General features: G+C 39.2%; 22 protein-coding genes, 1 tRNA gene, 1 pseudogene and 1 riboswitch. Of the genes and pseudogenes, 16 read left to right on the top strand and 8 right to left on the bottom strand.

The annotated features are described in order from the left end of the window. Positions 1-27: 27 nt before the first annotated feature. Complete coding sequence (locus R2Q16_RS16830) at positions 28-297, bottom strand: hypothetical protein (protein WP_316738783.1); 270 nt, start codon at positions 295-297, stop codon at positions 28-30. A gap of 253 nt (positions 298-550) precedes the next feature. Between R2Q16_RS16830 and R2Q16_RS16825 the strand changes: the two genes are divergently transcribed. The 4 genes from R2Q16_RS16825 (at position 551) to R2Q16_RS16810 (ending at position 3,693) form a co-directional block, all read left to right on the top strand. Continuing rightward, the gene (locus R2Q16_RS16825; RefSeq protein WP_316738782.1) at positions 551-1,921 is read left to right on the top strand and encodes a YeiH family protein; all 1,371 of its coding nucleotides are present in this window, start codon (positions 551-553) and stop codon (positions 1,919-1,921) included. A 20-nt stretch (positions 1,922-1,941) separates the two neighbouring features. After that, entirely contained in the window at positions 1,942-2,550 is a 609-nt protein-coding gene (locus R2Q16_RS16820) for a class I SAM-dependent methyltransferase (protein WP_316738780.1), read from the top strand. A gap of 328 nt (positions 2,551-2,878) precedes the next feature. Continuing rightward, positions 2,879-3,337, top strand: coding sequence for a hypothetical protein (locus tag R2Q16_RS16815; protein WP_316738779.1), 459 nt, complete (start codon positions 2,879-2,881; stop codon positions 3,335-3,337). 23 nt (positions 3,338-3,360) lie between these two features. Beyond that, complete coding sequence (locus R2Q16_RS16810) at positions 3,361-3,693, top strand: hypothetical protein (protein WP_316738778.1); 333 nt, start codon at positions 3,361-3,363, stop codon at positions 3,691-3,693. A 15-nt stretch (positions 3,694-3,708) separates the two neighbouring features. Here the strand turns inward: R2Q16_RS16810 and R2Q16_RS16805 are convergent, their stop codons facing one another. Then, positions 3,709-3,903 (bottom strand): hypothetical protein, encoded by a 195-nt coding sequence (locus R2Q16_RS16805; protein WP_316738776.1) that lies wholly within the window; start codon positions 3,901-3,903, stop codon positions 3,709-3,711. A gap of 55 nt (positions 3,904-3,958) precedes the next feature. Next, positions 3,959-4,029: transfer RNA gene (locus R2Q16_RS16800), tRNA-Cys, on the bottom strand. Positions 4,030-4,163: 134 nt separating this feature from the next. Continuing rightward, positions 4,164-4,261: riboswitch (SAM riboswitch) on the top strand. A 172-nt stretch (positions 4,262-4,433) separates the two neighbouring features. Here R2Q16_RS16800 and R2Q16_RS16795 point away from each other — a divergent pair. The 4 genes from R2Q16_RS16795 to R2Q16_RS16780 are packed head-to-tail and all read left to right on the top strand — an operon-like array spanning position 4,434 to position 11,820. Beyond that, positions 4,434-6,674: a transferrin receptor-like dimerization domain-containing protein gene (locus tag R2Q16_RS16795; RefSeq protein ID WP_316738773.1), complete on the top strand. Its 2,241-nt coding sequence runs from the start codon at positions 4,434-4,436 to the stop codon at positions 6,672-6,674. Between the two features lies 1 nt (position 6,675). After that, positions 6,676-9,684, top strand: a complete 3,009-nt coding sequence (locus R2Q16_RS16790) for a SusC/RagA family TonB-linked outer membrane protein (protein WP_316738771.1) — start codon at positions 6,676-6,678, stop codon at positions 9,682-9,684. Between the two features lie 10 nt (positions 9,685-9,694). After that, positions 9,695-11,227 carry a hypothetical protein gene (locus tag R2Q16_RS16785; RefSeq protein ID WP_316738768.1) on the top strand — a complete coding sequence of 511 codons (1,533 nt, stop codon included), beginning with the start codon at positions 9,695-9,697 and terminating at the stop codon, positions 11,225-11,227. Positions 11,228-11,265: 38 nt separating this feature from the next. Continuing rightward, on the top strand, positions 11,266-11,820 hold the full coding sequence (locus R2Q16_RS16780; protein WP_316738765.1) for a TlpA disulfide reductase family protein: 555 nt from the start codon (positions 11,266-11,268) through the stop codon (positions 11,818-11,820). Between the two features lie 120 nt (positions 11,821-11,940). On the opposite strand, the gene R2Q16_RS16775 is transcribed toward R2Q16_RS16780, so the two are convergent. The 3 genes and pseudogenes from R2Q16_RS16775 to R2Q16_RS16765 all read right to left on the bottom strand — a co-directional run. Beyond that, a complete protein-coding gene (locus R2Q16_RS16775; protein ID WP_316738762.1) occupies positions 11,941-12,861 on the bottom strand; it encodes a helix-turn-helix transcriptional regulator in 921 nt (306 codons plus the stop codon). A 60-nt stretch (positions 12,862-12,921) separates the two neighbouring features. Continuing rightward, on the bottom strand, positions 12,922-13,692 hold the full coding sequence (locus R2Q16_RS16770; RefSeq protein ID WP_316738758.1) for an SDR family NAD(P)-dependent oxidoreductase: 771 nt from the start codon (positions 13,690-13,692) through the stop codon (positions 12,922-12,924). A gap of 109 nt (positions 13,693-13,801) precedes the next feature. After that, a pseudogene (locus R2Q16_RS16765) lies at positions 13,802-14,293 on the bottom strand (AI-2E family transporter); the annotation flags it as partial. A gap of 374 nt (positions 14,294-14,667) precedes the next feature. Between R2Q16_RS16765 and R2Q16_RS16760 the strand changes: the two are divergent. The 5 genes from R2Q16_RS16760 (at position 14,668) to R2Q16_RS16740 (ending at position 20,973) form a co-directional block, all read left to right on the top strand. Beyond that, a complete protein-coding gene (locus tag R2Q16_RS16760; RefSeq protein WP_316738755.1) occupies positions 14,668-14,883 on the top strand; it encodes a hypothetical protein in 216 nt (71 codons plus the stop codon). Between the two features lie 80 nt (positions 14,884-14,963). After that, on the top strand, positions 14,964-15,896 hold the full coding sequence (locus R2Q16_RS16755) for a hypothetical protein (RefSeq protein WP_316738753.1): 933 nt from the start codon (positions 14,964-14,966) through the stop codon (positions 15,894-15,896). A gap of 439 nt (positions 15,897-16,335) precedes the next feature. Further along, the gene (locus tag R2Q16_RS16750; RefSeq protein WP_316738750.1) at positions 16,336-18,810 is read left to right on the top strand and encodes a glycoside hydrolase family 95 protein; all 2,475 of its coding nucleotides are present in this window, start codon (positions 16,336-16,338) and stop codon (positions 18,808-18,810) included. A 60-nt stretch (positions 18,811-18,870) separates the two neighbouring features. Further along, the gene (locus R2Q16_RS16745) at positions 18,871-19,590 is read left to right on the top strand and encodes a YceI family protein (RefSeq protein WP_316738748.1); all 720 of its coding nucleotides are present in this window, start codon (positions 18,871-18,873) and stop codon (positions 19,588-19,590) included. Positions 19,591-20,511: 921 nt separating this feature from the next. Continuing rightward, the gene (locus tag R2Q16_RS16740) at positions 20,512-20,973 is read left to right on the top strand and encodes a PA2169 family four-helix-bundle protein (RefSeq protein WP_316738744.1); all 462 of its coding nucleotides are present in this window, start codon (positions 20,512-20,514) and stop codon (positions 20,971-20,973) included. Positions 20,974-21,839: 866 nt separating this feature from the next. Here the strand turns inward: R2Q16_RS16740 and R2Q16_RS16735 are convergent. Beyond that, positions 21,840-22,106, bottom strand: a complete 267-nt coding sequence (locus tag R2Q16_RS16735; RefSeq protein WP_316738741.1) for a hypothetical protein — start codon at positions 22,104-22,106, stop codon at positions 21,840-21,842. Between the two features lie 282 nt (positions 22,107-22,388). Here R2Q16_RS16735 and R2Q16_RS16730 point away from each other — a divergent pair, with 282 nt between their 5' ends. The 3 genes from R2Q16_RS16730 to R2Q16_RS16720 are packed head-to-tail and all read left to right on the top strand — an operon-like array spanning position 22,389 to position 25,013. Continuing rightward, entirely contained in the window at positions 22,389-22,799 is a 411-nt protein-coding gene (locus R2Q16_RS16730) for a type II toxin-antitoxin system HigB family toxin (RefSeq protein ID WP_316738738.1), read from the top strand. A gap of 1 nt (position 22,800) precedes the next feature. Further along, entirely contained in the window at positions 22,801-23,328 is a 528-nt protein-coding gene (locus tag R2Q16_RS16725; protein ID WP_316738736.1) for a hypothetical protein, read from the top strand. Positions 23,329-23,330: 2 nt separating this feature from the next. Then, positions 23,331-25,013 carry a KGGVGR-motif variant AAA ATPase gene (locus tag R2Q16_RS16720; RefSeq protein WP_316738733.1) on the top strand — a complete coding sequence of 561 codons (1,683 nt, stop codon included), beginning with the start codon at positions 23,331-23,333 and terminating at the stop codon, positions 25,011-25,013. Between the two features lie 128 nt (positions 25,014-25,141). Here R2Q16_RS16720 and R2Q16_RS16715 read toward each other — a convergent pair. Further along, positions 25,142-25,376: hypothetical protein (locus R2Q16_RS16715; RefSeq protein ID WP_316738732.1), on the bottom strand; the 235-nt coding region annotated here is incomplete at its 5' end.

The following is a 25,376-nucleotide window of genomic DNA, read 5'->3' as shown; positions in this document are numbered from 1 at the left end:
TTGATTTGGTAACTGAATTTTTAAAGCCTAGTTGCAAACGCGTTTTGTATTTTTAGTAATCACATCGTAAATCTCCTTTGCAATGTCGCTTTCGGCTAATTTGGTAATAATCGCATAAACCGGATTGATGATTATCGAAACCAAATTTTCATTTTCCGTTTCGATATTTAAAGTTTTTCTATCGGCACTAAAAACAGTTCTAACGTGAAATAAACCGGTGGAAATTACTTCCATTTCGTGTAAATAATTGTTAACGGACTTGTTGAACGGGATGTAAATGTATTCTTTGCTTATCATAATTATTTGAGGTAAATAGGAGAAACATTTATATACCGAAAAGGTTAGCGATTATTCTTCAATAGTTTATTTATATAAATTTTATTACGATTATATGATTTTTCATATCTATCGCCCTTGCTGAACATTACCCATTTGGTGCTTTGTTAAAATTTTCATTTCTTTAGTTAATTAAACCACTTATTCCTAGCCGAATATTTTTGATTTATTGAAATACTATTCGAAACGATTCAGCATTCAAGCCCTATTTAAAATGTCAGTACAGAACGAAACCTTAACGCATAACAAAGCCATAACAGATTCAGAAAACAAACAAAAAACCTTTTTTGAAAAAATTACTGAAGATTGGTGGGCCTTAATTTTAGGGGCTATAATTATTGGTGCAGTCTTGTTACTGAATAATTCGGGCATTAATATTAACTTACCAGTTTACAAATGGCAAACATCAGCAGACCTATTTGATAAAATTCTTTCGCCGGGTAATTTATTGTTGATTGTAAAAACCGGGGTTATTTTTTTAATTCTTGCGGGAACAGCTATTTACCTGTCTGGCGGGCATGTTGGGCGTTTTGCAACTGGTTTTCTATTCATTTACCTTTTGGCAACGATTTCTTTTATCATAGGAGGAAATAAAGGTGTAGGTTATTACGGGCTAGAATATGTTGTTTTTGCGTTAATCATCGGCATTTTAATCGGTAATCTTTTTAAGCTGCCACAATGGTTAAAGGAGGCCGTTCGGTCGGAGTTTTACATTAAAACCGGACTGGTTATTTTAGGTACGACTATACTTTCTGCTGATTTGGTTAAGGCTGGTTTACCGGGAATTATTCAAGCTATTATAGTAGTAAGCGCTGTATGGTTTTTTTCGCTATGGCTAAGCCGAAAGTTAAAAGTTGATGATGAATTTGGTATTATTTTAGCTTCTGCAGTATCAATTTGCGGCGTTTCGGCTGCAATAGTTGCCGCCGGAGCGATAAACGGAGATAAGCGAAAACTATCTTATGTGACTACTCTGGTGCTGATAATGGCCATACCCATGATGATTATACTGCCGTGGATGGTTAAATATTTTAATATCCCTGAGGTTGTTGGTGGTGCGTGGTTGGGTGGTACGTTAGATACAACGGCAACTGTAACGGCAGCCGGAGATTTGGTTGGCCCAATCGCTGTAAAGGCTGGTGTTATTGCTAAATTCTCTCAAAATGTTTTTATCGGCGTTGCCGCATTTTTTATAGCGATTTGGTGGGCTTATAAAAAACCTAAAACAGGTGCAAATGAAACTACTGTTGTAAAAGTTGAGCGTCCGGGTTTAAAAATTGTTTGGGAACGTTTTCCAAAGTTTGTTTTAGGCTTTATTGCTGCATCGCTTGTTTTTTCATTTTTGCTGTCCGCAGAAACTTCAAAAAGTGTTGCGCCTGCATTAAATGGAATCAGAACTACCTGGTTTGCACTGGCCTTTGTTGCGATTGGTATGGAGGCGAAGTTCTCTTCATTGGTTAAACTTCAGGGCGGAAAACCTGCGCTTACCTTTGTTACCGCTCAAATTTTTAACATCATCTGGACACTTTTATGGGCTTATATTCTATTTGGCGGCTATTTATTTCCAGTTCCAGATTTTAAATAAACTTCAAAGCGGTGAAAATTATGGCGCAACACATTCAGCAAGAATTTGGTAATATAGATATTTACCTTTTCGACCAGCTTTTAAAGGGGACTTATGCTGATTGCACAGCCATACTTGATGCAGGTTGCGGCGCCGGGCGCAACATCGAATTCTTTTTAAAGAATGGCTATGAGGTATATGGAGTTGATAGTAAGCCCGAATCCATTGAAGCTGTAAAGCAGTTGGCATCAAGCTTATCGCTAAAATCCGTAGCGGATAATTTTTTTGTAGGTGATGTGGAAAATCTGCCATTTGAAGATGAATATTTTGATTTGGTAATTAGCAGTGCAGTTTTGCATTTTGCAAATGATTTAGCACATTTCGAAGCAATGCTCAATTCTATGTGGCGGGTATTAAAACCAGGTGGATATTTGTTTGCCCGTCTTGCTTCTGATATTGGCATTGAATCGGCTGTTAAATTTATTGGAAACGGCAGATACATTTTACCAGATAAATCTGAACGCTTCCTGATAAATGAACAAATGTTATTAGATTTTACGCAGCGTTTGGGCGGTCTACTTCACGAACCGATAAAAACAACTAATGTGCAAGGTTTAAGGTGCATGACTACCTGGTGTGTCAGGAAGTAGGCGTTCATCTCATTCATTAGTTTTACTAGGTAGTTTTAATTATTATCTATGTGTATATTTGTACCGTAGGAGTTGAGATACCTACATCATTTAATTCATAAATGAGAGCGTTAATTTAGATGAAGCACTTACATTAATTTGTAGGTGCTTTTTTATTTAGTGGTAGTAGTTGTTTGAAACGGCTGTAAATCAATAAAATACCAAGTTTTAAGTATGGTTAAGTCATTTTAATCACGTAAATTGCCTTGTCTACTTGCAGTGTTGCTGATGTACTGTTGTCGGGATGTTGGTAGTATTAAACCAAACCTTTAAATTAAAATTATTCATTATGCACGCCCTCCGCACCAGCTTCAGACAAAAGCTATCGATTTTTGGCTTACTCCTGATTTTGTTTTGCGCCTCTTGCAGTTCTGTAAAACTTATTGCAGATTATGATGAGGTTAGCTACACCACCATCAACACCATACAGCAAGACATCACTACATTTTTTGTAGATATGGATGCAAATATTGGCACCCCTAAGGCAAAGTATGCTGCTCATACTAATTTCTACCGCGACCTTAAGATTAAAACAGAGGTTTTAAAGCTTAGGGCAAATGCAATTGATAAGAATGAGATTGTGATTAAACAGGTTGAATTATTGCAAACCATAATCTCCACGCTCGAAAATCTGGATAAATCGGGCATTAATTCTAAAGCGGAGCTTATTCCAATTAGAAATGGCTTTAATTCAGCCATGACGGCGATGCTCAAACTGCAAATTGCGCTCAAAAGAGGCAAGGGTTAATATTTTACCTTAACACAATTCTTATGGAAAAACTAGATTTTGCCACGCTTGGCAAACAAATGCTCGATGCTCTAAAGGGAAGTTTTAAAAAAGACTGGGCTGAGGTAAAGCCTTACGCAGAAAAGGAAACCAGGGCCTTTGCCGAAAACCTAAAGCTTATTGCATTGCTCAAGCTGGAAGGGAAGATAGACGAGGAAAGGGCGAGGCTGCACATTGATATTCAGAAAAACTCCATGCGTATCGTTTTCCTCACCATTGAGGGGCTTGGTATTTTAGCGGTTGAAAATGCAATAAATGCTGCAATTGATGTTGTTCGTAACACAGTGAATACTGCACTTGGTTGGGCTATTCTTTAGTAGATGTACAGCCAATTAATCTATATTTAGCGAGAGCGGATTTCCTAGTTCCGAATTAAAATCAATGGGTTTAACTCCATAGGTTTCTGTTCTCTTTTTAATCTCCTTTGTGCTATCACCCTCATCAACTAAATTACAAGCACAATTTCCCCAATACTCAAAAAAATCATTTATTGTTGGGTAATCGAAATCATCATCAGGTATTTCCATTTGCAATAACGTAAACCATAAATTATCTGAAAGGCATAATGCCTTATCTATTTCGACGTCATGGACGGAATCGAACCGCCGTTATAGGTTTTGCAGACCTTTACCTAACCCCTCGGCCACATGACTATAATATATAGATGCTCAAGATTTTCAGTAAATCATGAACATTAATATGGTACAAATATAATAATATTATATAAAGTCTATAGGTTTTGTAGATTTTATTTTTTATGTTTGTGGCATGAGGAAATTTCCTCACATACTTATCCAGAAAGACTGAGGGAATTGGCCCGATGATGTCTTAGCAACCTGTTGCCAAATAAGGTGCTAAATCCTTCCCGAAAGGGAGAGATAAGAAAAGATTTCCTTCGGGATTCTGAATAAGCATGACCATTTAAAAATTCTGAAATGTGTATTTATTTAGCCAATGCTACAATTAGCCGATTATCGAAAGAAACCATTATCCACAAGGAAATTTTCTTGTCTCGATTTTAAAATTAATTAATGAACCATCAAACCAAACCATTAACATGAAGAAAACAATTACCCTATTTTGTATCAACCTTCTCTATTCACTTTCGCTTTTGGCGCAGCATAAATCCCTGCCGGGATTTAATGTTGCGCATGGAAATGAACAACAAAGTATAGAGCAGCAATTTGATAAAAACATAAGTGCTGCAAACATTGGGGCAAATATTAAGGAGTTATCAGCAAACCCACATCATTTGGGTTCGGCGGGCAGTAAAGCAGTTGCCGCATCCGTTTTACAAAAATTTAAATCTTACGGATGGGATGCAAAAATTGAAACCTATTATGTTCTGTTTCCAACACCTAAAAGTCGTTCGCTAAGCTTAGAAAATGGTTCAGGTTTTAAGGCTTCTCTTTCAGAGCAAGCATTAAACGGCGATTTATCTTCTGCTCAGCAGGGGCAATTGCCGCCATATAATGCCTGGAGTGCCGATGGGAATGTTACTGCCGGACTAATTTTTGTTAACTATGGACTTCCGGCAGATTATGAAAAACTTGAACGCATGGGCATAAGTGTAAAAGGGAAGATAGTAATTGCAAAGTATGGTAAATCGTGGCGTGGAACCAAACCTAAAATTGCTTGGGAACATGGGGCCGTTGGCTGCATCATTTATTCGGACCCTAAGGATGATGGTTTTGCCAAGGGCGATGTTTACCCGACAGGTGCATTTAAACCAGAATATGCGGTGCAAAGAGGTTCGGTTATGGATATGGTTATTTATCCAGGTGACCCGTTAACGCCTGATATCGGGGCAACAAAAAATGCCAAACGATTAGCACAATCCGAAGCGAAAACAATTCTTAAGATACCTGTACAGCCCATTAGTTACCATGATGCCTTGCCATTGCTTTCGGCCTTAAAAGGCAATGTTGCACCTGCAGATTGGAATGGGGGATTGCCAATAACTTACCACATTGGCGATGGTACTACCCAGGTTAAACTCAGTTTGGCCTTTAATTGGGATATTGTACCTGCCTACAATGTAATTGCGAAGTTAAAAGGGAGTTTGTATAAAGACGAGTGGATAGTTCGTGGCAACCATCACGATGCCTGGGTAAATGGTGCCGCTGACCCAATTAGTGGTTTGGCATCCTTACTTGAAGAAGCAAAGGCTATTGGCATTTTAGCGAAAAATGGTATCAAATCAAAAAGAACTTTGGTTTACGCTGCATGGGATGGAGAAGAACAATCTTTGCTTGGCTCGACTGAATGGGTAGAAGACCATAAGGAAGAACTGAAAAGCAAGGTTGTGGCTTACATCAATTCGGATGGAAATGGTCGTGGTTTTTTGGAAGCAGGGGGTTCACATGCACTTGAAAGCTTCGTAACTGAAATCGCAAAAGATGTAACTGACCCACAGGTAGGGAAAAGCATTTTCGAAAGATGGAAAGCAAATAAAATCCTTTCGGCAAATGCATTAAGTGATAAAAATAAGTTCTTGGAACAACAAAGCTTCGACCTGGCTGCACTTGGTACGGGCTCGGATTATTCTGCCTTCTTGCAGCATTTAGGTATTCCAACGCTTAATTTTGGTTTTGGTGGAGAAGATGATGGCGGTGAATACCATACCAATTTTGACAGTTATGAAAACTTCATCAAATTCAAAGATCCGGATTTTAAATATGGTGTTGCCCTATCCCAAACCGCCGGAAGAGCTGTTCTTCGCTTGGCAAATGCCGATATATTACCCTTTGATTTCTCGAGCTTACAAACTAAAATCTCAACCTATGTTAAGGAAGTTACGGCACTCTCTAAAAACCTAAAAGAAACGGTAAGCTTAGATAATAAACTGATTTCTAATGGCTATTATCAAATCGCTGCCGACCCAACAGATAATCTTGCTGCTCCTGTGGCTAAAAAGGAATTATCTGAATTAAATTTCGGCGATATTAACCTGGTACTTGATAGTTTAAAGGCCGCTACCGCCAAACTTAACGAGTCGCTTAAGCAGCAGCTTGATAAAGGTGAAAGTTTCTATGAATTGAACAAAGCCCTTTATCAGGCTGAAAAACAATTGCTTACCGACACCGGACTGCCGGGAAGACCCTGGTACAAGCATACCATTTATGCGCCCGGGCTTTACACAGGTTATGGTGTTAAAACCTTGCCAGGCGTAAGAGAAGCCATCGAACAATATAATGGCGACGAAGCGAAAGCACAAGTTGCGGTATTGCTCCAAACCCTCAAAAACCTCACCCAAAACCTCAATCAAATTCACTTATCCCTAAAAACCATCAGATAACATGAAACTTCTTCTTAATGGGTTGCTCTTCTGCCTTGTTTTTCTTGGCAGCATAGACAGTTATGCCCAAACTATTCGCGGTAAAGTAACCGACAGTAAAGATAAATTACCCGTTGCCGGGGCAACCATACGCTCAAAAAAGACTAATAAAGCCACCATTACCAATACCCGCGGCGAATTTGGTTTGCCATCCGTAGCCACACAAGATACTGTGATAATTTCCTATCAAGGCTATCTACAACAGGTTATTCCAGCTTCAACTGCTACAGAAATTAATGTAGAACTTAAAGAGGATGTTCACCAACTCACGGATGTGGTGGTTACAGGTGTTGCCGAGGGTACAAGCCGTAAAAAGTTGACCTTTGCCCTGACTAAAGTTAGCACCGAGCAAATTAATACTGTTCCGGCTACCGATGCTTCACAAACCCTTAGGGGTAAGGTGGCGGGTATTCAAATTAGTCAATCTTCCGGTAATAGTCCTGCCACAGTTTATTTGCGTGGAGCAAAATCGGTTTCGGGAAATATTGCGCCATTGCTGGTTGTTGATGGATTTGTGACTGCCCTGAATTTAGCTGATTTGAATCCACAAGATATCGAATCGATTGAGGTGGTTAAAGGTGCTGCGGCCTCAGCGCTATATGGTACAAGGGGAGAGGGCGGTATTATTCAGGTGCTCACCAAAAAAGGAAAAGGTTCTGGTAAGGTAAATATTGTAATTGATAATGAATTCGGTTTCAGCAATGTTCAGAATACGCCGCCAACCTCACAATATCACCATTTTAAAGTTAATGCTGATGGTTCATTTGTTTTAAACGGCAATGCTCGAACCATAGATGTTCAGCAGAATGGCTATTCCTTAAATCTGCATCCTTATCAAAATACCTTTGATAATGTGGCAAACATGCTGAATAATAATCCTTACTTCACCAATTTTGTTTCTGCATCCACCGCCGGCGATAAATATAATTTATATGTTTCTTTTCAAAACCAGTATAAAGGCGGCGTAGCCGAGCCTGTTGGCGCAGATAAAAGGCAGTCGGCCGTATTTAATTTTGGTTATAAGCCCATTAAGAATTTAAGCTTTGATTTCACGTTTCAATATTTCAATAATAAAACGCCTTCTTCTTCTATATCTTCGAGCGGAAGCGGCTCTTTATTGTATGCCACGTCGCTTTACGAGCCCTTTATCAATCTTCAGGAGCGCGATGCATCTGGCAAATATGCTTTTAAACCTTACGGATTTGACATTCAGAACTTTAATGTGAATAATCCATTTTATCAGTTAAGTTATCGCGAATACGAAAACAATAGTGATAATTTATTGGCGGGATTAAAGGTGAAGTACAATTTCAGTCCGAAACTAAATGCAGAATTATACAGTTCCATCCAGGATAATAACTATAATGAGAACGATTATTACCCTATTGGTTTTCAAACCATCTCTGCTGATATTACCCGAAATAACGGATATTACGGAGAGTCGACCAGTAAAACAACTTCCAAAAATGGTCAGCTTCAGTTAAACTACAACGACCGCTCTGGCGATTTTGAATACGGTGCAACCTTAAAAGCCGTTTATGAAGAGAACAAAATTACCTCACTTTCTGCATCAGGTTACAACCTTAGTGCGCCTGTAAAAAGCTTGGCTGCTGCTTCGGCAGATACGCGAAGTATTGGCTCGAGTTGGCAGCAAACCGTTAATTATGGTTATTTCTTGAACCTTAAAACGGCCTGGAAAGAAAAAGTATTTGTTGATGTTTTGGGGCGTTTGGATAACAGTTCGAGATTCGGGGCTGATGTTGGGACAGCATTTTTCCCAAGGGCATCAGTTGCCTATCGCTTAACTGAGGATGTAAAATTAGGAGCCTTGAATGAATTAAAGCTGAGGGTGGCTTATGGTAAGGCAGGTAGCTTACCTCCGTTTGGTGCAAAAGAAAGTCTGGTTTCCCTATCCAGTTCGGGTGGTGTAAGTTATAACCAACGCGAAAATACCGATTTAAAACGTGCCATAACCTCTGAACTTGAATTGGGATTTGATGCTCAAATATTAGGTCGGATAAATGTTCAGGCCAATTATGCATTTTCAAATAGCGTGAATGATTTCATACTTGCACCTGCTTTTCCGCCAACTACAGGTTCGGCAAGGATATACGGCAACCTTGGTGCGGTAAAATCAAACTCATTGGAACTGGAAGTTAATGGAAACGTTATCGTTAAAAATTCATTTACCTGGAATGCAGGCGTTACTTTTAGCCGTATCAGAAGTAAAATTACTTCTTTAGGCGATGTACCTGAGTTTACGGACGGCGATTTCAGAAAGGCGACCGGTGTGAGTCCGTTTGCTTTTTACGGTTACAGTGTTTTGACCAGTTTAGACCAGCTTGAAACCAATGCCCAGGGTATTGTGACCAATGCTGCGGGAGGTGTGTTGCCTTTAAGCGATTTTACCCAGAATGGATTGGGTTTTGTGGTGCTTAAAAGCCAGATTGGTACTGCTGCGGAAACGCCACTTTTATACCAGAATGCCGCAACAGGCAACTCAAAAATTATTGGTGATGCACAACCCGATTTTGTAGTTGGCTTTTCTAATACCTTTAACCTTGGTCCATTATCACTTTACGCCGTTTTAGATTGGAAGCAAGGCGGGCAAAAATATAATGAAACACAACAGTATCTAACTTATCAATACCGCTCGCCCTTCTCGGATGAAGCTGCGCAAGCCGGGTTACCCTTAGCTTTCACCACCGCAGTATTTAATGCGCAACAAACCACAGATTACTGGCTTCAAAATAGCAGCTACGTTTCCTTGAGAGAACTTTCGCTCAGCTATAGGTTACCACTGAAATCAATTGGGATTAACCGGGTGCTCAGTAATGCCCGACTTGCACTTGTTGCCCGCAATTTATACACATGGACCTCATTTACAGGAGTTACCCCGGAAGGCAATCAGGATTTTTACGATTATCCAACCTATCGGATCTACAGTGCAAAGCTCACCCTAAATTTTTAAAACTACCACGATGAAAAAGATATTATACTTTCTGATAACTGCCCTTATTTTGGGTGCCTGCAAGAAAACAGATTTTGATAACCCGACCACTCTTACAAACCAGGAAGCGATTGAGCTGATCAAAGATTTAGGTCTTAAGTTGACCACTAGCAGCGTTCAAACTGTTTTTACAGCTTCAACAAGTTCGGCCGGTACGCATTTTAGTCTTTTTGCCGACCAAACCACCAATACAAATGGTAATTCTTCCTGGTGGGATTTTGCAAATGAGCCACGCTTGCGTCTGAATAATAACACTTCCTACAGGGGAGCCGTAACCTGGAATACCTTTTACAACAGTTTTTACCAGGCCAATCTTGATGCTACGCTTGCGCTTGATATTATTGAGAAACAAGGCAAGAAAATCTACGATACGCAAGGCAATGACCGAACCCAGGATTGTTTAGTGGCGGCCTACTATGCCAAAGGTATTGCCCAAGGTTATTTAGGGGTAATTTTTGACAGAGGTATTATTGTAGATGATGTTAACCTGACGACCAAAGACTTTCCTGATTCATATAAAGCACTTATAACCAATGGAATTAAACATCTTGACAAAGCCATTGCTTTAGCTGAATCCAATACTCAATTTAAATTTGATTTCTTAAGCGGGAAATCCTTTAGCAAGGCTGAATTTATAAAGCTGGCAAATTCTATGGCGGCGAGAATATTATCTTCGGAAGCAAGAGATAGAACAGAAGCCGAGAAACTTGGCGATGCCCAATGGCAAAGGGTTTTGGCCTATGCTGAAAAAGGATTTACCACAGATTTTGTGATTACCACGGTAACGGGCGGTTATTATAATCAATTGTTGACCAATTTGCTGCAAAGGAATGCAGATGGTTCGGGTTGGTTGCCGCCCGACCAAAAGATTGCTTATCTGGCTGATAAAACAGGTGCATCACCTAAATTTTATCCGCTTAGCGGGATTCTAGCCCCAATCAGCAGTAATGACAAACGTTTTGATACCTATTTCGGCTATTCAGCCAGCTTCGGCATATTCATTGAATCCCGTGGGAGAGGTTTATTTACCAATTATTTTAGAAAAAGGTGGTACAATGCGGCAAATACACTCAATTTCCCCGGCGCAGTAAACCCATATTTCCTTGCAGAAGAGTTAAGGTTGCTTAAAGCAGAATCGAAATTCTGGTTAAAGGATTATAGCGGTGCGGCTGCCTTATTAAATGAAGCTACAGCGACCAGAAAGTTGGTGGGTGCCTTACCAGATGTAGCAGCCACGCAAAGTGACATCAGAAATCAACTTCATTATGAATATTCTATAGAAATAGACGGGGCAGCAGGCGCATTTTTGCCTTTTACCTTCATGCGTAGAAATAACCTGCTGGTAGGCGGAACACCTACTGAATATCCTTTGCCACAACTACAATTAGATTTAGTAAAACAGCCTGTATATACCTTCGGTGGAAACGCCTTTTTTGGTGAAAAGGGTAAATACGGAGAGGTTGTAACGGCCACAAATGAAGGCTGGAAACCCGCAGAAAAATAAACAGAAAATATAAACAATTCACTCAAAATTTAAATCCAATGAAAATTAGAAATTTGACCATTGCAGCGCTATTTTGTACCGCAGGTGCATTTGCGCAAGAAAAGAAATTTGAAAACCCGAATGCCGATGCAAGGGGTTATATTGTAAAAGTTGGCGATAAGGCACCAGATAATTTTGAGCTGGTGTTGAGCGACGGAACGAAGACAAACCTCAAAAAGTTAAAGGGTAAAACCGTTATACTGCAATTTACGGCTTCATGGTGTAAGGTGTGCAGGGAAGAAATGCCTTATCTGGAAAAAGATGTTTGGCAGGCTTATAAGGATAAAAATGTAGTGCTCATCGGTGTAGACCGCGACGAACCAATAGAAGTGGTTCAAAAGTTTCAAAAAGACTTAAACATCAGCTACCCATTGGCTTTGGACCCTGGTGCGAAAATATTTCAGCAGTTTGCAGACAAAAAAGCCGGTGTTACCCGAAATGTGGTGATTGATAAGGATGGCTATATCCGGTTTTTAACCCGGTTATACGATAAAGATGAATTTAAAACCTTTGTTGCTAAAGTGGGCGAGTTAAGTGTAAATAATAGCAAATAATCTTTTAAAATTCAGTAGGTTAAGTTATTTATATTAATAATTTATTTATACTAAAAAAGGCAGTTAAACTAAATGGTTGCTGCCTTTTTTTATTTGCTATCTATATTAAACTCCAGTTGGTTAATTAAATGATTTCCTGAATGCTACTGGAGAAAGGTTTGTTTTACTTTTAAAGAGCTTACTGAAAGATTGTGGATGTTCAAAACCAAGGTCATAAGCGATTTCGCTAATCGTTAAATTGCTGGTTAAAAGTTTCTCTTTGGCTTTATCAATTAATTTAAGGTGGATATACTGTTGTGCATTTTGACCAATTAAGGAACGTAAGAGGTCACTCAGATAACCAGGAGAAATATTTAATTTATCTGCAAGGAATTTTACTGAAGGTATTCCAATCTGTAGCGATTTAGTGTCCTTAAAATACTCATCTAATATAGATTCAGACTTTTGAAGGATATCGTTGTTGACTACTTTACGCGTAATGAATTGGCGTTTATAGAATCGGTTTACATAACTCAGCATCAGTTCTACCTGAGCAATCAGCACTTCCTGGCTAAATTCATCTACCCGGCTATTTAGTTCGTTTGAAATAATCTGAAAGATAGATATAATGACTTCCCTTTCTGTTTCTGATAAATGCAAAGCTTCATTAGATTGATAAGAGAAATAACCATACTGTTTAATCTTTGTAGCGAGGGGATATCCCAGGAAAAAGTCTGGATGAATGAGTAATAGATAACAATAGGTTTTACTGTTGTAATCTGTGCTTCCCACTAATTGATTGGGGGCTAAAAAAAGCATACTTCCTTCATTGTAGTCATAATAGCTTTGCCCATATTTAAGCCGCCCATTGTTTTGGGTAATCAGAGTTATTTTGTAAAAGTCAAGTACATCATAAATAGGGGCCATGTCTGGATTGAATGGATTGTCTTCATTAAAATGTACCAGGCTTATCAGTGGGTGTTGTGGTTTTGGTAAACCAAAGGCCTGATGACTTTCAGAAATAGAAATAAATCTTATCAGTTTTTGCTCCTTACTATTCATAATATAAAAATATGGAAAACCCTGTGATATCAGGTACGTCACAGGGTTATATTTATAAGTTTACCAAGGTATTATGTTGTCATTACCGCTGTAATTTTCTGGACCTGTAAAGCTACCAGTTGGAAGATTTTCTGCCAGCGATACCCTTATTGGTTCAATAGAACCTTCTTCAACTGTATCCGTTCCCTGAAAATTATTGAGCGCAGTGGCTGTAAAGCCCGGGCTTACCAGGTGTACTTTGATGTTGGTGTTTTCCAGTTCAATTGCAAGCGATAGAAAAACACCATTAAGTGCCGTTTTAGATGCGCCATAAACGGCATCGAATCCATAACGAAAGGTGTTTTCAGGATTGGACATGATACCCAGAGAACCAAAAGCACTGGAAACGGTTACGATGCGGGCTGAAGGAGCATTTCTCAATAGCGGTATAAAAGCTTGAGTAATGGCAAGTGTGCCAAATACGTTGGTTTCCCAAACTGTCTTCATTTCATTTATTGAGGTTACGCTTGGCAGCTGAGCCGCTAATACCTCTTCCATTGTTCTATCAGGTTTGCCGGCATTAGAGATGGCCGCGTTATTTACCAACAATGTCAGGAATCCAGATTCATCCTCGATCTGCTTAACGGCCTTATTAATTAATTCAGTATTTGTGATATCCAGTTGAATGGCTATTGCGTTGCCGCCTATTTCTGATGCCGCTGCCTCACCTTTTTCAAGGTTACGTGAACCTAAGTACACTGTATAATCATTTTCTGCAAGCGCTTTTGCAATTTGAAAACCAACGCCTGTATTCCCGCCCGTTACCAGGGCAACTTTCTTTTTAATTTCCATTATATTTCTATTTAAATTGATAACCAAAATTCCGAATAGCGCTTAGGATTGGCGTAGCCAAAATGGGCGAAGCCGTAGCCAAATTGAGGAAGTTTAGTCTGATTATGGTTTAACCATTCTTCGGTTTAATTAATTTCGATAGCCGGTTTTCTGATTTTACCTTGGGATTTTCCGGGCCTATTAAGAACTCATAAGGTTTAAGTTCAGGAACTTTATCACAAATAATCTTTATAATACCGAGTAAAGGAATTGCTAAAATCATGCCTGCTACGCCCCAGACAAATTCGCCAAGAATGATTGATAAAATGGTAAATAAGGGATTTATATTAACCTGTTCACCAACAATGAGTGGTTCCAGAATGTAAGTTTGTAAAAATTGCACCAAACCATAAACAATTAGAACACCTATCAACATCTTCGAATCACCACCCTGAGCAAGTACGGCAAGCAGGGTTAAGCATGTGCCAGTTAAATTGCCAACGAATGGGATGATTTCCAGCAAGCCGCAAAGTACAGCGAAAAAGATAGCACTCTCTACGCCTACAACACTAAAGCCAATACCATACAATACCCACAATAAGCCAATCATTGCCGCAAGACCACTTAAATAATGCTAAGCAACTTTCCCAGACTCATGAACAATGACAGAAGCCTAGTGTTCAGCACTGTCGGGCACTAGCTTGAGGATAAATTTTTTGATGTGTGAGCGGTAGCTGCCAAACGTATTATTCACCCAAATCTTCTGCTGTAAACGGTAGTCGACCTAATTCTTTTTTCAGTTATTTGAAGAAAGATATCCGGGCTACAAATCTTTAACCAGTTTGGGCCGAAATGGATAGCACACTTTCAGCGCAATATGCACCTAGTGTAAGCCATGAATATTTCTTTCAATACCTGATGAAAAAACTAGCTATTCGATTTAAAATCAATGCCTAAAAAGTGAATAAAAAATGTATTTTCGCTTACCAAACAAAAATGAAAAAAACGCTCCTCTTATTTTTTATGGCATTGCTTTGCAATGTGGTCAAAGCCCAATTTCCTTACAACGAGAATGAGCGACTGAGATTCGGTATTCAGATTGGCGCTGATTATGATGTGCCTTTAGGAAAACTCCGTTTCCTATATCAGCCGGCAATCGTGCCAAATATCAATCCATTACGGTTTTCAAAAACAAGCTTCCATGAATCGTAGCAGCAGAGGCCTACACCTCCGATAATGATCGACTACATCCCAATGTGAACTAATTTTCCCTTAATATAAACTTAAATTCAATGACATTTAAATTAAAACTCTGCACTTTATTAGCACTGCTCATCACCTCATTTAATCTTTATGCTCAGGTTAGAATACTTGATCCAAAAAAACTAAGCAAAATCAAAGAAGGCAAAACATATATTATGGTGCAAAGCACTAAATTTCCGGGTGCCGAACAATTTCTTGAACAAGCCAAACAAAACTGGACTTTATCAAAAGGGATAGATTATATCGCTGCAGATCATCAGAGCACCTTAAACCCTAACGATAGTTTTTTAAGCCTACAGGCGCTAACTGAGACAAGAGGTGGTATGATTAGTGTTTACTATGCACTATCGCTTTGGACATGCAAGGAAAAGTACTTTAGCAGTAACAGGTCACTCCGGAATTCTGATCACGAACCTGTAGCTGAAATTGCAATATCAGTAGATCCAAAGGCGATGGATGCCCATGTTTTTTTCAAAAGGTATGATTTTGATGGCGGTGGTTTATTGTATAACTGGAGCCCTGGGATGCTTAAAAACTATCTTGGTCAAATGACCAGGTTACTGAATACCGGAAAAAAGGTGCAAATACAAGACGATATTGTAAACAAAGCTGAATTGGCTAAACTTAGTGCGCAAACACTTTATGTTCCGGATTTCAATTTAATCAGGTTTCACCCCTTTGTGCTTGGAACAAAGAAAGTTGCTGATGAAGAGAATTTGTTTGAGGATTACAAATATCCTTACAAAGTAGTAAGCAAGGCTGATTTAGATAAAATCATAATTGAAGGCGATCAGCCTGCATATTATTTAGTTTTCATTAAAGATAGTTCTAGTAAGATTGTTTGTGTAATTAACTCCAAAACTGGAGAAACCATTTATTCAACGGCTAAAGCGATAGCTTACAACCTTAAATCCGGTGATTTGAAAGATCTATACAAGGAAATCATAAAAAGCAGTAAGTAGTCTGTAAGAAATTTTACAATTTCAGGTTTTAATACTGTTTTCCCCCTCTAGTTTAAGTCTTCCGCAGGGCGAATAAATCAGAAAGGGGCAGCAGATTGCAAATCTGCATTTATTAATCCTTGAGATGCGCTACGCTCAACATCTCGAGGAGCAGCGTTGGACCGAAACGGATGGTACAGTTTGTTCGTAATATGCACCGTCTATCCCCAACCATTTAATTGTTCGTTATTTCAGCGGTCGATAAAATCTAAAATGGGAGAAGACATAGCCTGGAAATGTATCTTATGCAAAGCGATAACGAGATAAAATTGCTAAACCAGAGGGAGCGGTTTCCAGTTCAAAAATGATACAGTTTTTTTGCGGTAAAAAAGATATTTGTGAAATAAGTTAATAATTTAGGATCTGAAAAAATAAATCTTCCACAACATTTGCAGACATTATGAGATATCAAACTTTAATCATCCTGCTATTATGCTCATTTGTAAGTTCCGCTCAAAACAATTTAAAACTTTGGTATCAGCAGCCAGCAAAAGAATGGACCCAGGCCATTCCAATTGGTAATGGACAAATTGGCGCAATGGTATTTGGCGGCATCGAAGCGGAAGTTTTTCAACTAAATGAAAGTACTTTATACAGCGGCGGACCGGTTAAAAAAGTTATCAATCCAACGGCTAAATCTTATCTTTCGGAAATTAGAAAAGCACTTATCGATGAGGAAGATTTTACCAGGGCAAATTTGCTGGCAAAGAAAATGCAGGGTTTCTATACCGAATCATATATGCCGCTGGGTAATCTTTTAATTAATCAATCTTTTAAGGGCAAATCGTCCAGTAATTATATCAGGGAGTTGGATATATCCCATGCCATATCAATAACAAGTTTTGCTGTAGATGGCGTAGTATTTACCCGGGAAGCTTTTACTTCTTTAAATAAAAATGTGCTCGTCATTCGGCTTACCTCATCAAAGGCAGGAGCATTAACATTTGATGTAATGGCAAATAGTTTATTAAAAAACGCATTGATGGTTGAAGAAAACAGTTTGGTTTTGTCTGGCAAAGCACCGGCGCATGTAGATCCCAATTATTATAATGTTAAAAGCCGCCAACCGATAATTCAGGATGATACTTCTGGTTGTAATGGCATGCGATTTCAATATCGCATAAGCCCACGTTTGAAAGATGGAACATTGAAGATTGATAGTTTGGGTATTCATGTTTCGGATGCGACTGAGGTTATGCTCCTGGTTGCTGCGGCAACAAGTTTTAACGGTTTTGATAAATGTCCTGATGCGGATGGTAAAGATGAAAATGCTATCGCTTCAAAGCTGATATCCAACAGTATTAATCAAACATTTACATCTTTAAAAGAGGAGCATATAAAAGATTATCAGAAATTTTTTAACAGGGTAGATTTTAATTTAAATAACAAAGTTGATAATCCAAATGCAAAACTGCCTTCGGATGAACGTTTAAGGGCTTACAGTAAAGGTGCAAAAGACAGCGGACTGGAATCGCTGTATTTTCAATTCGGCCGATACCTTTTGATATCCTCTTCCAAGCCTGGAAGTCCGCCGGCAAATCTCCAGGGTATCTGGAATAAAGATTTACGTGCGCCTTGGAGCGCTAACTACACCATAAATATCAACACCCAAATGAATTATTGGCCTTCGGAGCTTACGAATTTATCTGAGTTAACCATTCCATTACTCGATTTCATTAAAGATTTATCGGTTACAGGAAAGCAGACGGCAAAAGAATTTTACGGCACCAGGGGCTGGGTAGCCCATCATAATTCAGAAATATGGGCAACTGCTAATCCGGTTGGCGACCGTGGTAATGGCGAACCGGTTTGGGCCAACTGGTATATGGGCGGCAATTGGTTAACCCGGCATTTGTGGGAGCATTATTTATTTACTGGCGACAAAAATTTCTTAAAGCAACAAGCTTATCCCTTAATGAAAGGTGCTGCCGAATTTTCTATCGATTGGCTTGTTGAGCATAAACAAGGTCTTTTAATTACCGCACCATCAACCTCTCCGGAAAATAAATTTTACGATAAAAACGGTGAAGAACAAGGCTTATCAATGGCAACCACTATGGATATGTCTATCATTAGAGATTTGTTTTCAAACACAATAGCCGCTGCCAATATATTAGGCATTGACAAGTCTTTTCGCGATACTTTAATTGCAAAGCAAGCTAAGCTTTATCCATTAAAAATTGGTCAGAATGGAGGGATACAAGAATGGTTCAAAGATTTTAAAGAAACCGAACCGCTTCACAGGCATGCCTCACATCTGTACGGGCTTTATCCCGGTTATGAAATATCTGAGAAAACGCCGGAATTTTTCAATGCTGCTAAAAAGTCGCTCGAACTCAGGACTGATCTTGGTACCGGTTGGAGTAAAGGATGGAAAATTAACTGGTGGGCAAGGTTAAAAGATGGCAATCATGCGTATAAACTGATACGTGGTTTACTTAACTATGTTGATGATACAAAAGGCAATGGAGGGCAGGGTGGAACCTATCCTAACTTTTTTGATGCGCATCCGCCTTTTCAAATCGATGGTAATTTTGCCGGAACCGCAGGCATGGCAGAAATGCTTTTGCAAAGTCATTTGAATTATATCCAATTGCTGCCGGCATTGCCGAATGAATGGAATGATGGCGCTATACGCGGGCTGCGGGCTAGAGGAGGCTTTGAAGTAAACATGGCTTGGGAAAATGGTGTATTGTTTAACGCTGAAATTATTTCTCTATTAGGTAATAGTTGCGAAATTCATTCATCTGTACCATTTGCAATTAAGGGCGTAAATGCCAAACTCGAAAAAATAGTTGATGGCTACCTTATGAAATTTAACACCAGCAAAGGGAAAAAATATATCTTAACTAGAGGGGAAGTTAAGGCGCTATAGCCTGGATGCGATCAAAATCTTATCATACATCAATTCACCTAAATCAATATTCCCCTACATTTGGCTCAATTATTGAAACTGAGCGTTCAGAAATATAAACTAAAGATTATGAAAACAAGATTTTTATTAGCGTTGCCAGCGCTGTTTCTAATGGCTTCCTGCGGTGGTTCTGGTTCCGACAATGCAAAAACTACGGCAGAACAGACTGCAGCTGAACAGAAAGGCGATCAGTTGAACATTGACACCACTGCAACTTTGGTAAGCTGGAAGGCAACTCACAAGGGTGGCTTTGCACCAAGATGGGGTAAAATCAAAATCACTTCTGGAACGGTATCGGTGCAAAGTGACTCGCTAACCGGTGGTGAATTCATTGTGGATATGAACAGTTTGCTTACTGATCCCGCATCTGTGACCGAGAAAGATAAAAAGTCAACAGACCTTGACGGACACCTTAAAAGTGCCGATTTTTTTGACACCGCAAAAGCACCAACTGCAAAGTTTGTGATAAATAAGGTTGAAGCTTTTCATGGTGATGCAAAAACCAGTTTGGTCGCAGATCCAAATTATTTAATCAGTGGTAACCTGACACTAAAAGACAGTACGCTGAATGTGACATTCCCGGCGAAGGTGTCAGTTAGCACAGGCAACGTTTCCGCGGACGCCAAATTCATCATTGACCGGACTGCCTGGGGAATAAATTACAAGGCAGAAGGAAGCCCTGAAAACTGGATGATCTCAAAAGACGTAGAAATTGGCCTGACCCTTGTAGCTAAAAAGTAATGACATCCTTATCTGAAATGATACTATTTTCAGTATTTTAATGTAAAAATCAAAGGCTCAGAATGGCGCAAAATTTTAATTTTGCGCCATTCTTGTTTCAATCCCGCTGAACCACAGTTTCTTGTACCTCGATGGATTAATTGATATTAGCCATCTATGATTGGTGTTGAGAATTTAAGTTTACATGCAACACGCATGCGCCAGCGAGGGGGGAACAAGATATCGCCATAAAATTGCTCGTTCTATGACAAATTTTTAATCTAGAAAGCGATTTATGTCTGGAGACCCGTGTTGTCAAATAGGGTTTATTAATACGTTGGAACGATAATCAGAGGGGTTTTCAAAAAGGTTTTATTGACCATTCGGAACAATAAACGAGAGTGGGTAGCAGATTGCAAATCTGCATTTATTAATCCTCGAAATGCGCTATGCTTAACATCTCGAGGAGCGGAGTTCTTTGCATTATCAAAGTTCCTGCAAAATTTCCAACTGCTTCTCCTTCCAACAGCTCCTATGCCAGATAGCAAAGCGCCGAACCCGTTCCCCAATTCCGTCATTGCGAAGCTGGAGATGAGCGAGCTGAAGCAATCTTAATTTATTGAAAGCCACTCATCTAGTTTAAGTCTTCCGTAGGGTGACTTAAATTTTTTATATAAGAATAAGGACTTAGTCCGTAATATTATCAGAAAATGGTCTGGAGACCTATGTTTTCAAAAAAGGTTATTGAACCGTTGTAATGATAAACCAGAAAGGGTAGCAGATTTCAAATCTGCATTTATTTGTCCTCGAGATGCGCTATGCTTAACATCTCGAGGAGCGGAGATTAGAACCCAACGCTAAGATTTCAATATTATCTGAATTTAACAAAACAATCCCGTCAAAGGCCATGTTTAAAAGGTAATCTATCTAATAATAAAAAACATGGAAAATCAACAAAAGACAGTAGAGGTTTTAAACGACCTGATTGAAATTAATAACGATCGTGCAGATGGTTTTGATAAAGCCGTAAAAGACATTAGCCCGGAAAACATCGACCTGAAAGCAACATTTGAGCAGTTATCTGAACAGAGCCGTAAAAATGTAACTGCTCTTGCCGGACTGGTTGGCAAGCATGGTGAAAATCCGGATACCGGCAATACCATTTTGGGCAGCATACACAGGGCCTGGATTGATTTAAAATCTAGTTTTGGTGGCGATGATCGTAAAAGCATTTTAGAAGAATGCGAAAGAGGAGAAGATGCAATTAAAAAAGCCTACAAAGAAGCGTTGCAGGAAAATGAGTTGGGTGAGGAAGTGCGTAATGTTCTGCTTGAACAACAACAAGGCATTAATGCTAGCCATGATACAATTAAGGCGTTAAGAGATGCCCACAAAGCACTGTAATCGTTATTGTTAAAAACATTAAGGGATGCGAGCTGTATCCCTTTTTTGTTTCTAAATTTTTCAACTTGGCAGATAAGTGCTAAGCTAACATCGTCTTAAAGCTAATCCTCAAGTAATTCATTACTGATAAAATCAACATCGCTGAATCACCCACTGTTCGAGCGGTTAGCTTCTCAGCGCATCGAACCAGGAATAAAAGGATTTGCAATCCTAGAATCTTTTGTTATTTGGTGCTATTTTTTTAGTGGTTAGAAAGCGGTTTGATGAAAACTAAGCTAGTTTTACAGCATAAAAAAGCCCTCCAGTAATACTGAAGGGTTTGTGGGCCCAGCTGGGCTCGAACCAGCGACCAAAAGATTGTGAGTGTGATTTTTTTAGTTTAATTAATTATATGTCAGCATTTTATATTTTATGTTTGGTTTCTTATTAAGTATTTATTAAGCGTGATTGTAATATGAAATTTACATTTTAATAAGAAAATCTCAAATGAGGAAAGAGTTGAAGACTAAAACTATTTACAATTTCGGCGACCTCAATAATACTAAAATAAAGAAGAAACTTAGCTTTCTTAGATACAATGAGTTTGAGGCCGCTTCTGGCCTAATATCCCTGGGCTTTTCTCATATGGTAAGACCATTGTTGGTTTATATAGCCCTTACTCTCTTTTAATTTGCCACTTTTACTAGTTTTGGGCATCTGGGGAAAATGGATATCGTATGTATGGTCATCAAGTTGGTTAACATTTGCCTCGGATATCAATGCGGAATAGTTATTGAGTAGTTTGTCACTTGATATCAGCGTTGCCCCTAAATTTTTAGATTTGGCAATTATCAGCAGGTCATTCCAACAATTCCGGAAGTCCTTTTTTAAGCTATGTTTTTGACAAATGCATCCAGCAGGTTGTACCCAAGTTCAATATCCTGCTGATCTACAGGTAGACAAGTCATACGATGTTTAAGAAGAAATGAAAATTTAGCCCTGACTTCTTTATTTTTCTTTTTGTTCAATACCTGTGTGCAGGCATCGAAAACCATTGTGTTGCCGGTATTGATAAGTCCAGCGATTGAAAGGTTATTATATAGTATATAACTTTCGTAACTGTTGCCAAAATCAAATTGAACGGCATCTGACAACGACGCGAAATCCCTTTTTGCGGATGCTGGTTTAATAAAGGTATCAAACCCCGGCCATATTGGTCAGATTTCGATAATAGCGGAAGATAATAATTGGCCCTATTTGGATGTCTTTTTTCAATATTTCGCAGAAACTTCAAGGCATTGATGGAGGTAATATAGGCATCGTTTAATTCAGTCGGGTATCTATTATTGGCAAATTTATAATACAGGATATTAGTATCTACAATTCTCATAAAAAAAAATATTAAATCTGTTAGAATGTAAAAATAAACTCTCATAATGAGAGAAATTTATTTAACTTTGTTTTTTAAACTTATCATTTTTACGATGGTTCGGATAGTAACTATAAACGTAATTCATGAATACATCGCTGCGAACCCATCTTCTGGGGTGGCTTTATCCAGTTTTGTTGCGATTTTGAAACAAGCGAATTGGACTAAACCTCAGGATATCGTGGATACATTTGGTTCTAAGGCTGTGGATATTCTAGGGAAAAAGTCAGATCGGCAAGCTTCACCAGAGCGTGCGGTTATTGATGTGAAAGGAAATCATATCCGAGTCATCATCAAATACCAGTTTCACGAAAAACTTAAGGTTCCGGTCGCTTATATTGTCTGGATTGGGACCCATTCCGAATATGATAAGATCAATAAGAAACGACAACAGTTTGACATTAATCTCTTTAAATAGCATGGACATTAGAATAAAATTAATCAAAACACCTGAAGATCATAATGCCGCAGTTGCTTTGCTTCAGGCCATGGGTGAGGATGAAAATTTTGGAACAAGCGAAGCACAGATTGATGACTTTGAATTACTGGCTCAGCTTATAGAAGACTATGAAAGTAAAAACTTTCACATTCCTACACCTGACCCCATAGCGGTCATAAAACTAAAAATGGACTACATGGGGCTTAAACGTAAAGATCTCTCACATATCGCCAGTAGCGGGGTGCTCTCTGATTTGTTCTCAGGAAAGCGGTCATTGAGTAAAACAATGATTAGGAAGTTCTCCGAATTACTCAATGTATCCCAAGACCTGCTTAACCCCTTGGATAGTATACCCGCGGGCCTGGATAAAAAAGTTGAAACTATACCGCCAGCAAAGGTGAAAATAAAGTCTATATTTAAATTTCTTGAGGAGACTACTCAGCAAATCAAACCCTTTAAGGAACGCACTTTTAGGGAAGGTTTGTTTAGTATCGGTCAATACGCATGATCATGAAAACGATAACATTTTACTCTTATAAGGGCGGTGTAGGGCGTTCGCTCGCTTTGGCTAATGTTGCCAACAGATTATCTGAATTCGGAAAGAAAGTCTGTATTATTGATTTTGATCTGGAAGCCCCCGGACTTCACCTTAAATTCGCTCAGCACATAAAAAAAAGAAAAGTGAACAAAGGTATTGTGGATTACATCTCTGAATTTACAGAACATAAGAAGGTACCCTCTAAGATAAAGGATTTTGTTACCCAAGTACAGTTTGATGACATAGGGCGTCAGGATATTTCCTTAATTGGTGCCGGGGACACCACATCAAGGGCTTACTGGAGGAAACTTTCTTGTCTGGATTGGAAGCAGCTTTTTTACGAGCAGGATAGTGTTGGTGTTGAATTTTTCTCAAATCTCAAGCAGCAGATACGCAAACAGCTTGCCCCGGATGTCTTATTAATTGATTCAAGGACAGGTATTACAGATATTGCTGGACTGACTATGTCTATATTTGCTGACGAGGTTGTATTGCTTGCTGCCAACAACCGTGAGAACCTGGAAGGAATCGCAGAGGTTATCAAAACTCTTTCCGACCCCAGAAACTCCTTGAGTCAGAGGACACCTAAAATGCATTTCGTTTTATCCAGGATTCCTTACTTTTCAAATGCCAAAGATAAGCCTAAAGAGGTAAATGCTAAGCATATGGCTCTTAGGACAGTGAATCAGCAACTGGAGAAGGAAATGCAGCTAGACAAGGTAATGGTCATCCACTCTGATCCCGATCTTGAATACGAAGAGAAGTTCAAGATAAGCTATAAAGGAGAATTTTCAACTGAACAGAGTAGCTCTCCCATTGGACTGGATTATCTGGAGTTATTTGAATCCCTTACCCAAGACATTATCAGCGAAAAGGATAAAAGAAATTTTTACGATTTCATCCATATTGAGTCTTTAATTGAAAAAGCGTTCAATCAGACCGATTTGCCCAACAGAATACGGATACTTAAAACAGCGCTTCAACTCAATCCTTTATCTGCAAATGCCATTTATTATTTAGGGATGGCTTATTTGGAGCTTAATGATTTGCACCAGGGGATTGATTATCTCAATAAGGTACTCGAATTACGTCCGGCTCCGGATGATAATACTAAAATTGCACTTGCCCATGCCTACATCAGGCTTCAACAGGTACCCCAGGCTTTAAAGATGTTGGAAGAGTACCTAAAGCAGTTTCCGACTTCAATGGAGGCAGTAGGGCTTTTATCGCACACAAAATATTTGATGAAGGACTTTGATGCTTCTATACGGGGTTGGAGACAGGCCACCGTGCTTGCGCCAGAGTCCTCGGAGGCATTCAATGGACTTGGAAATGTACTACGCGCAAGCGGGGATTATGAGGCTGCATATGAGGCGTTATTCAGAGCCCTTGAAATTGACCCTCAGGATCCTATTGCCAACGGTAGCCTCGCTGAGCTCTACGCGGCTATGGGCAATGATAGGGAGTTTTTCAAAAACCTTGAATTGTCATTTTCGCTTGGAATGGATAAAGAAAACTTTCAAAGAATACTCGAAGAAGAACGCATTTATAAAAAGTACTACTTGGAGCCCAAATTTCTCGGCCTACTGGATAAATACCAGATAGAAATCGATTGGCCAGCAGTACACCGTTCGATATACTTGGAGGAAAATTAAGCCTTCGGGAGGTAGCATTTGTTGAGTCGTAATTGATCAGCGCTTTGAGGGATTCTGCAGTAGGTGTAAGACAAGACAGCATCTGGCGCCACAGCACCGGTATATCTCAGAATGGACCCCTAAGAACTTTATACGGCAGGCAGAAGAAATCCATAGTGATGTTGCCAGTTATATATCAAAGGTACTTGAGTATAAGGGACATCCGGAGCAAGCCCATAAATCCTGCTCGGGCATATTGAACTTTGCACGTCGTGTTGGAACGGTCCAGCTAAGAAATGCCTGCCGTTGGGCAGATAATCTTGGACAGTACAACTACCGCATAATTGAGGAAATCCTGCGAAGACAGCTTGATCAGCTATCTGC

Origin of the sequence: Pedobacter aquatilis, assembly GCF_032678425.1 — a bacterium.
Taxonomy (GTDB): Bacteria; Bacteroidota; Bacteroidia; order Sphingobacteriales; family Sphingobacteriaceae; genus Pedobacter; species Pedobacter aquatilis_B.
This window is presented reverse-complemented; position numbering and strand designations above follow the sequence as displayed.

Bases quoted from the DNA above. Each gene is read 5' to 3' on its own strand.
- R2Q16_RS16830 (WP_316738783.1), bottom strand. From the start codon at position 297: ATGATAAGCAAAGAATACATTTACATCCCGTTCAACAAGTCCGTTAAC.
- R2Q16_RS16825 (WP_316738782.1), top strand. From the start codon at position 551: ATGTCAGTACAGAACGAAACCTTAACGCATAACAAAGCCATAACAGAT.
- R2Q16_RS16820 (WP_316738780.1), top strand. From the start codon at position 1,942: ATGGCGCAACACATTCAGCAAGAATTTGGTAATATAGATATTTACCTT.
- R2Q16_RS16815 (WP_316738779.1), top strand. From the start codon at position 2,879: ATGCACGCCCTCCGCACCAGCTTCAGACAAAAGCTATCGATTTTTGGC.
- R2Q16_RS16810 (WP_316738778.1), top strand. From the start codon at position 3,361: ATGGAAAAACTAGATTTTGCCACGCTTGGCAAACAAATGCTCGATGCT.
- R2Q16_RS16805 (WP_316738776.1), bottom strand. From the start codon at position 3,903: ATGGAAATACCTGATGATGATTTCGATTACCCAACAATAAATGATTTT.
- R2Q16_RS16795 (WP_316738773.1), top strand. From the start codon at position 4,434: ATGAAGAAAACAATTACCCTATTTTGTATCAACCTTCTCTATTCACTT.
- R2Q16_RS16790 (WP_316738771.1), top strand. From the start codon at position 6,676: ATGAAACTTCTTCTTAATGGGTTGCTCTTCTGCCTTGTTTTTCTTGGC.
- R2Q16_RS16785 (WP_316738768.1), top strand. From the start codon at position 9,695: ATGAAAAAGATATTATACTTTCTGATAACTGCCCTTATTTTGGGTGCC.
- R2Q16_RS16780 (WP_316738765.1), top strand. From the start codon at position 11,266: ATGAAAATTAGAAATTTGACCATTGCAGCGCTATTTTGTACCGCAGGT.
- R2Q16_RS16775 (WP_316738762.1), bottom strand. From the start codon at position 12,861: ATGAATAGTAAGGAGCAAAAACTGATAAGATTTATTTCTATTTCTGAA.
- R2Q16_RS16770 (WP_316738758.1), bottom strand. From the start codon at position 13,692: ATGGAAATTAAAAAGAAAGTTGCCCTGGTAACGGGCGGGAATACAGGC.
- R2Q16_RS16760 (WP_316738755.1), top strand. From the start codon at position 14,668: ATGAAAAAAACGCTCCTCTTATTTTTTATGGCATTGCTTTGCAATGTG.
- R2Q16_RS16755 (WP_316738753.1), top strand. From the start codon at position 14,964: ATGACATTTAAATTAAAACTCTGCACTTTATTAGCACTGCTCATCACC.
- R2Q16_RS16750 (WP_316738750.1), top strand. From the start codon at position 16,336: ATGAGATATCAAACTTTAATCATCCTGCTATTATGCTCATTTGTAAGT.
- R2Q16_RS16740 (WP_316738744.1), top strand. From the start codon at position 20,512: ATGGAAAATCAACAAAAGACAGTAGAGGTTTTAAACGACCTGATTGAA.
- R2Q16_RS16730 (WP_316738738.1), top strand. From the start codon at position 22,389: ATGAGAGAAATTTATTTAACTTTGTTTTTTAAACTTATCATTTTTACG.
- R2Q16_RS16725 (WP_316738736.1), top strand. From the start codon at position 22,801: ATGGACATTAGAATAAAATTAATCAAAACACCTGAAGATCATAATGCC.
- R2Q16_RS16720 (WP_316738733.1), top strand. From the start codon at position 23,331: ATGAAAACGATAACATTTTACTCTTATAAGGGCGGTGTAGGGCGTTCG.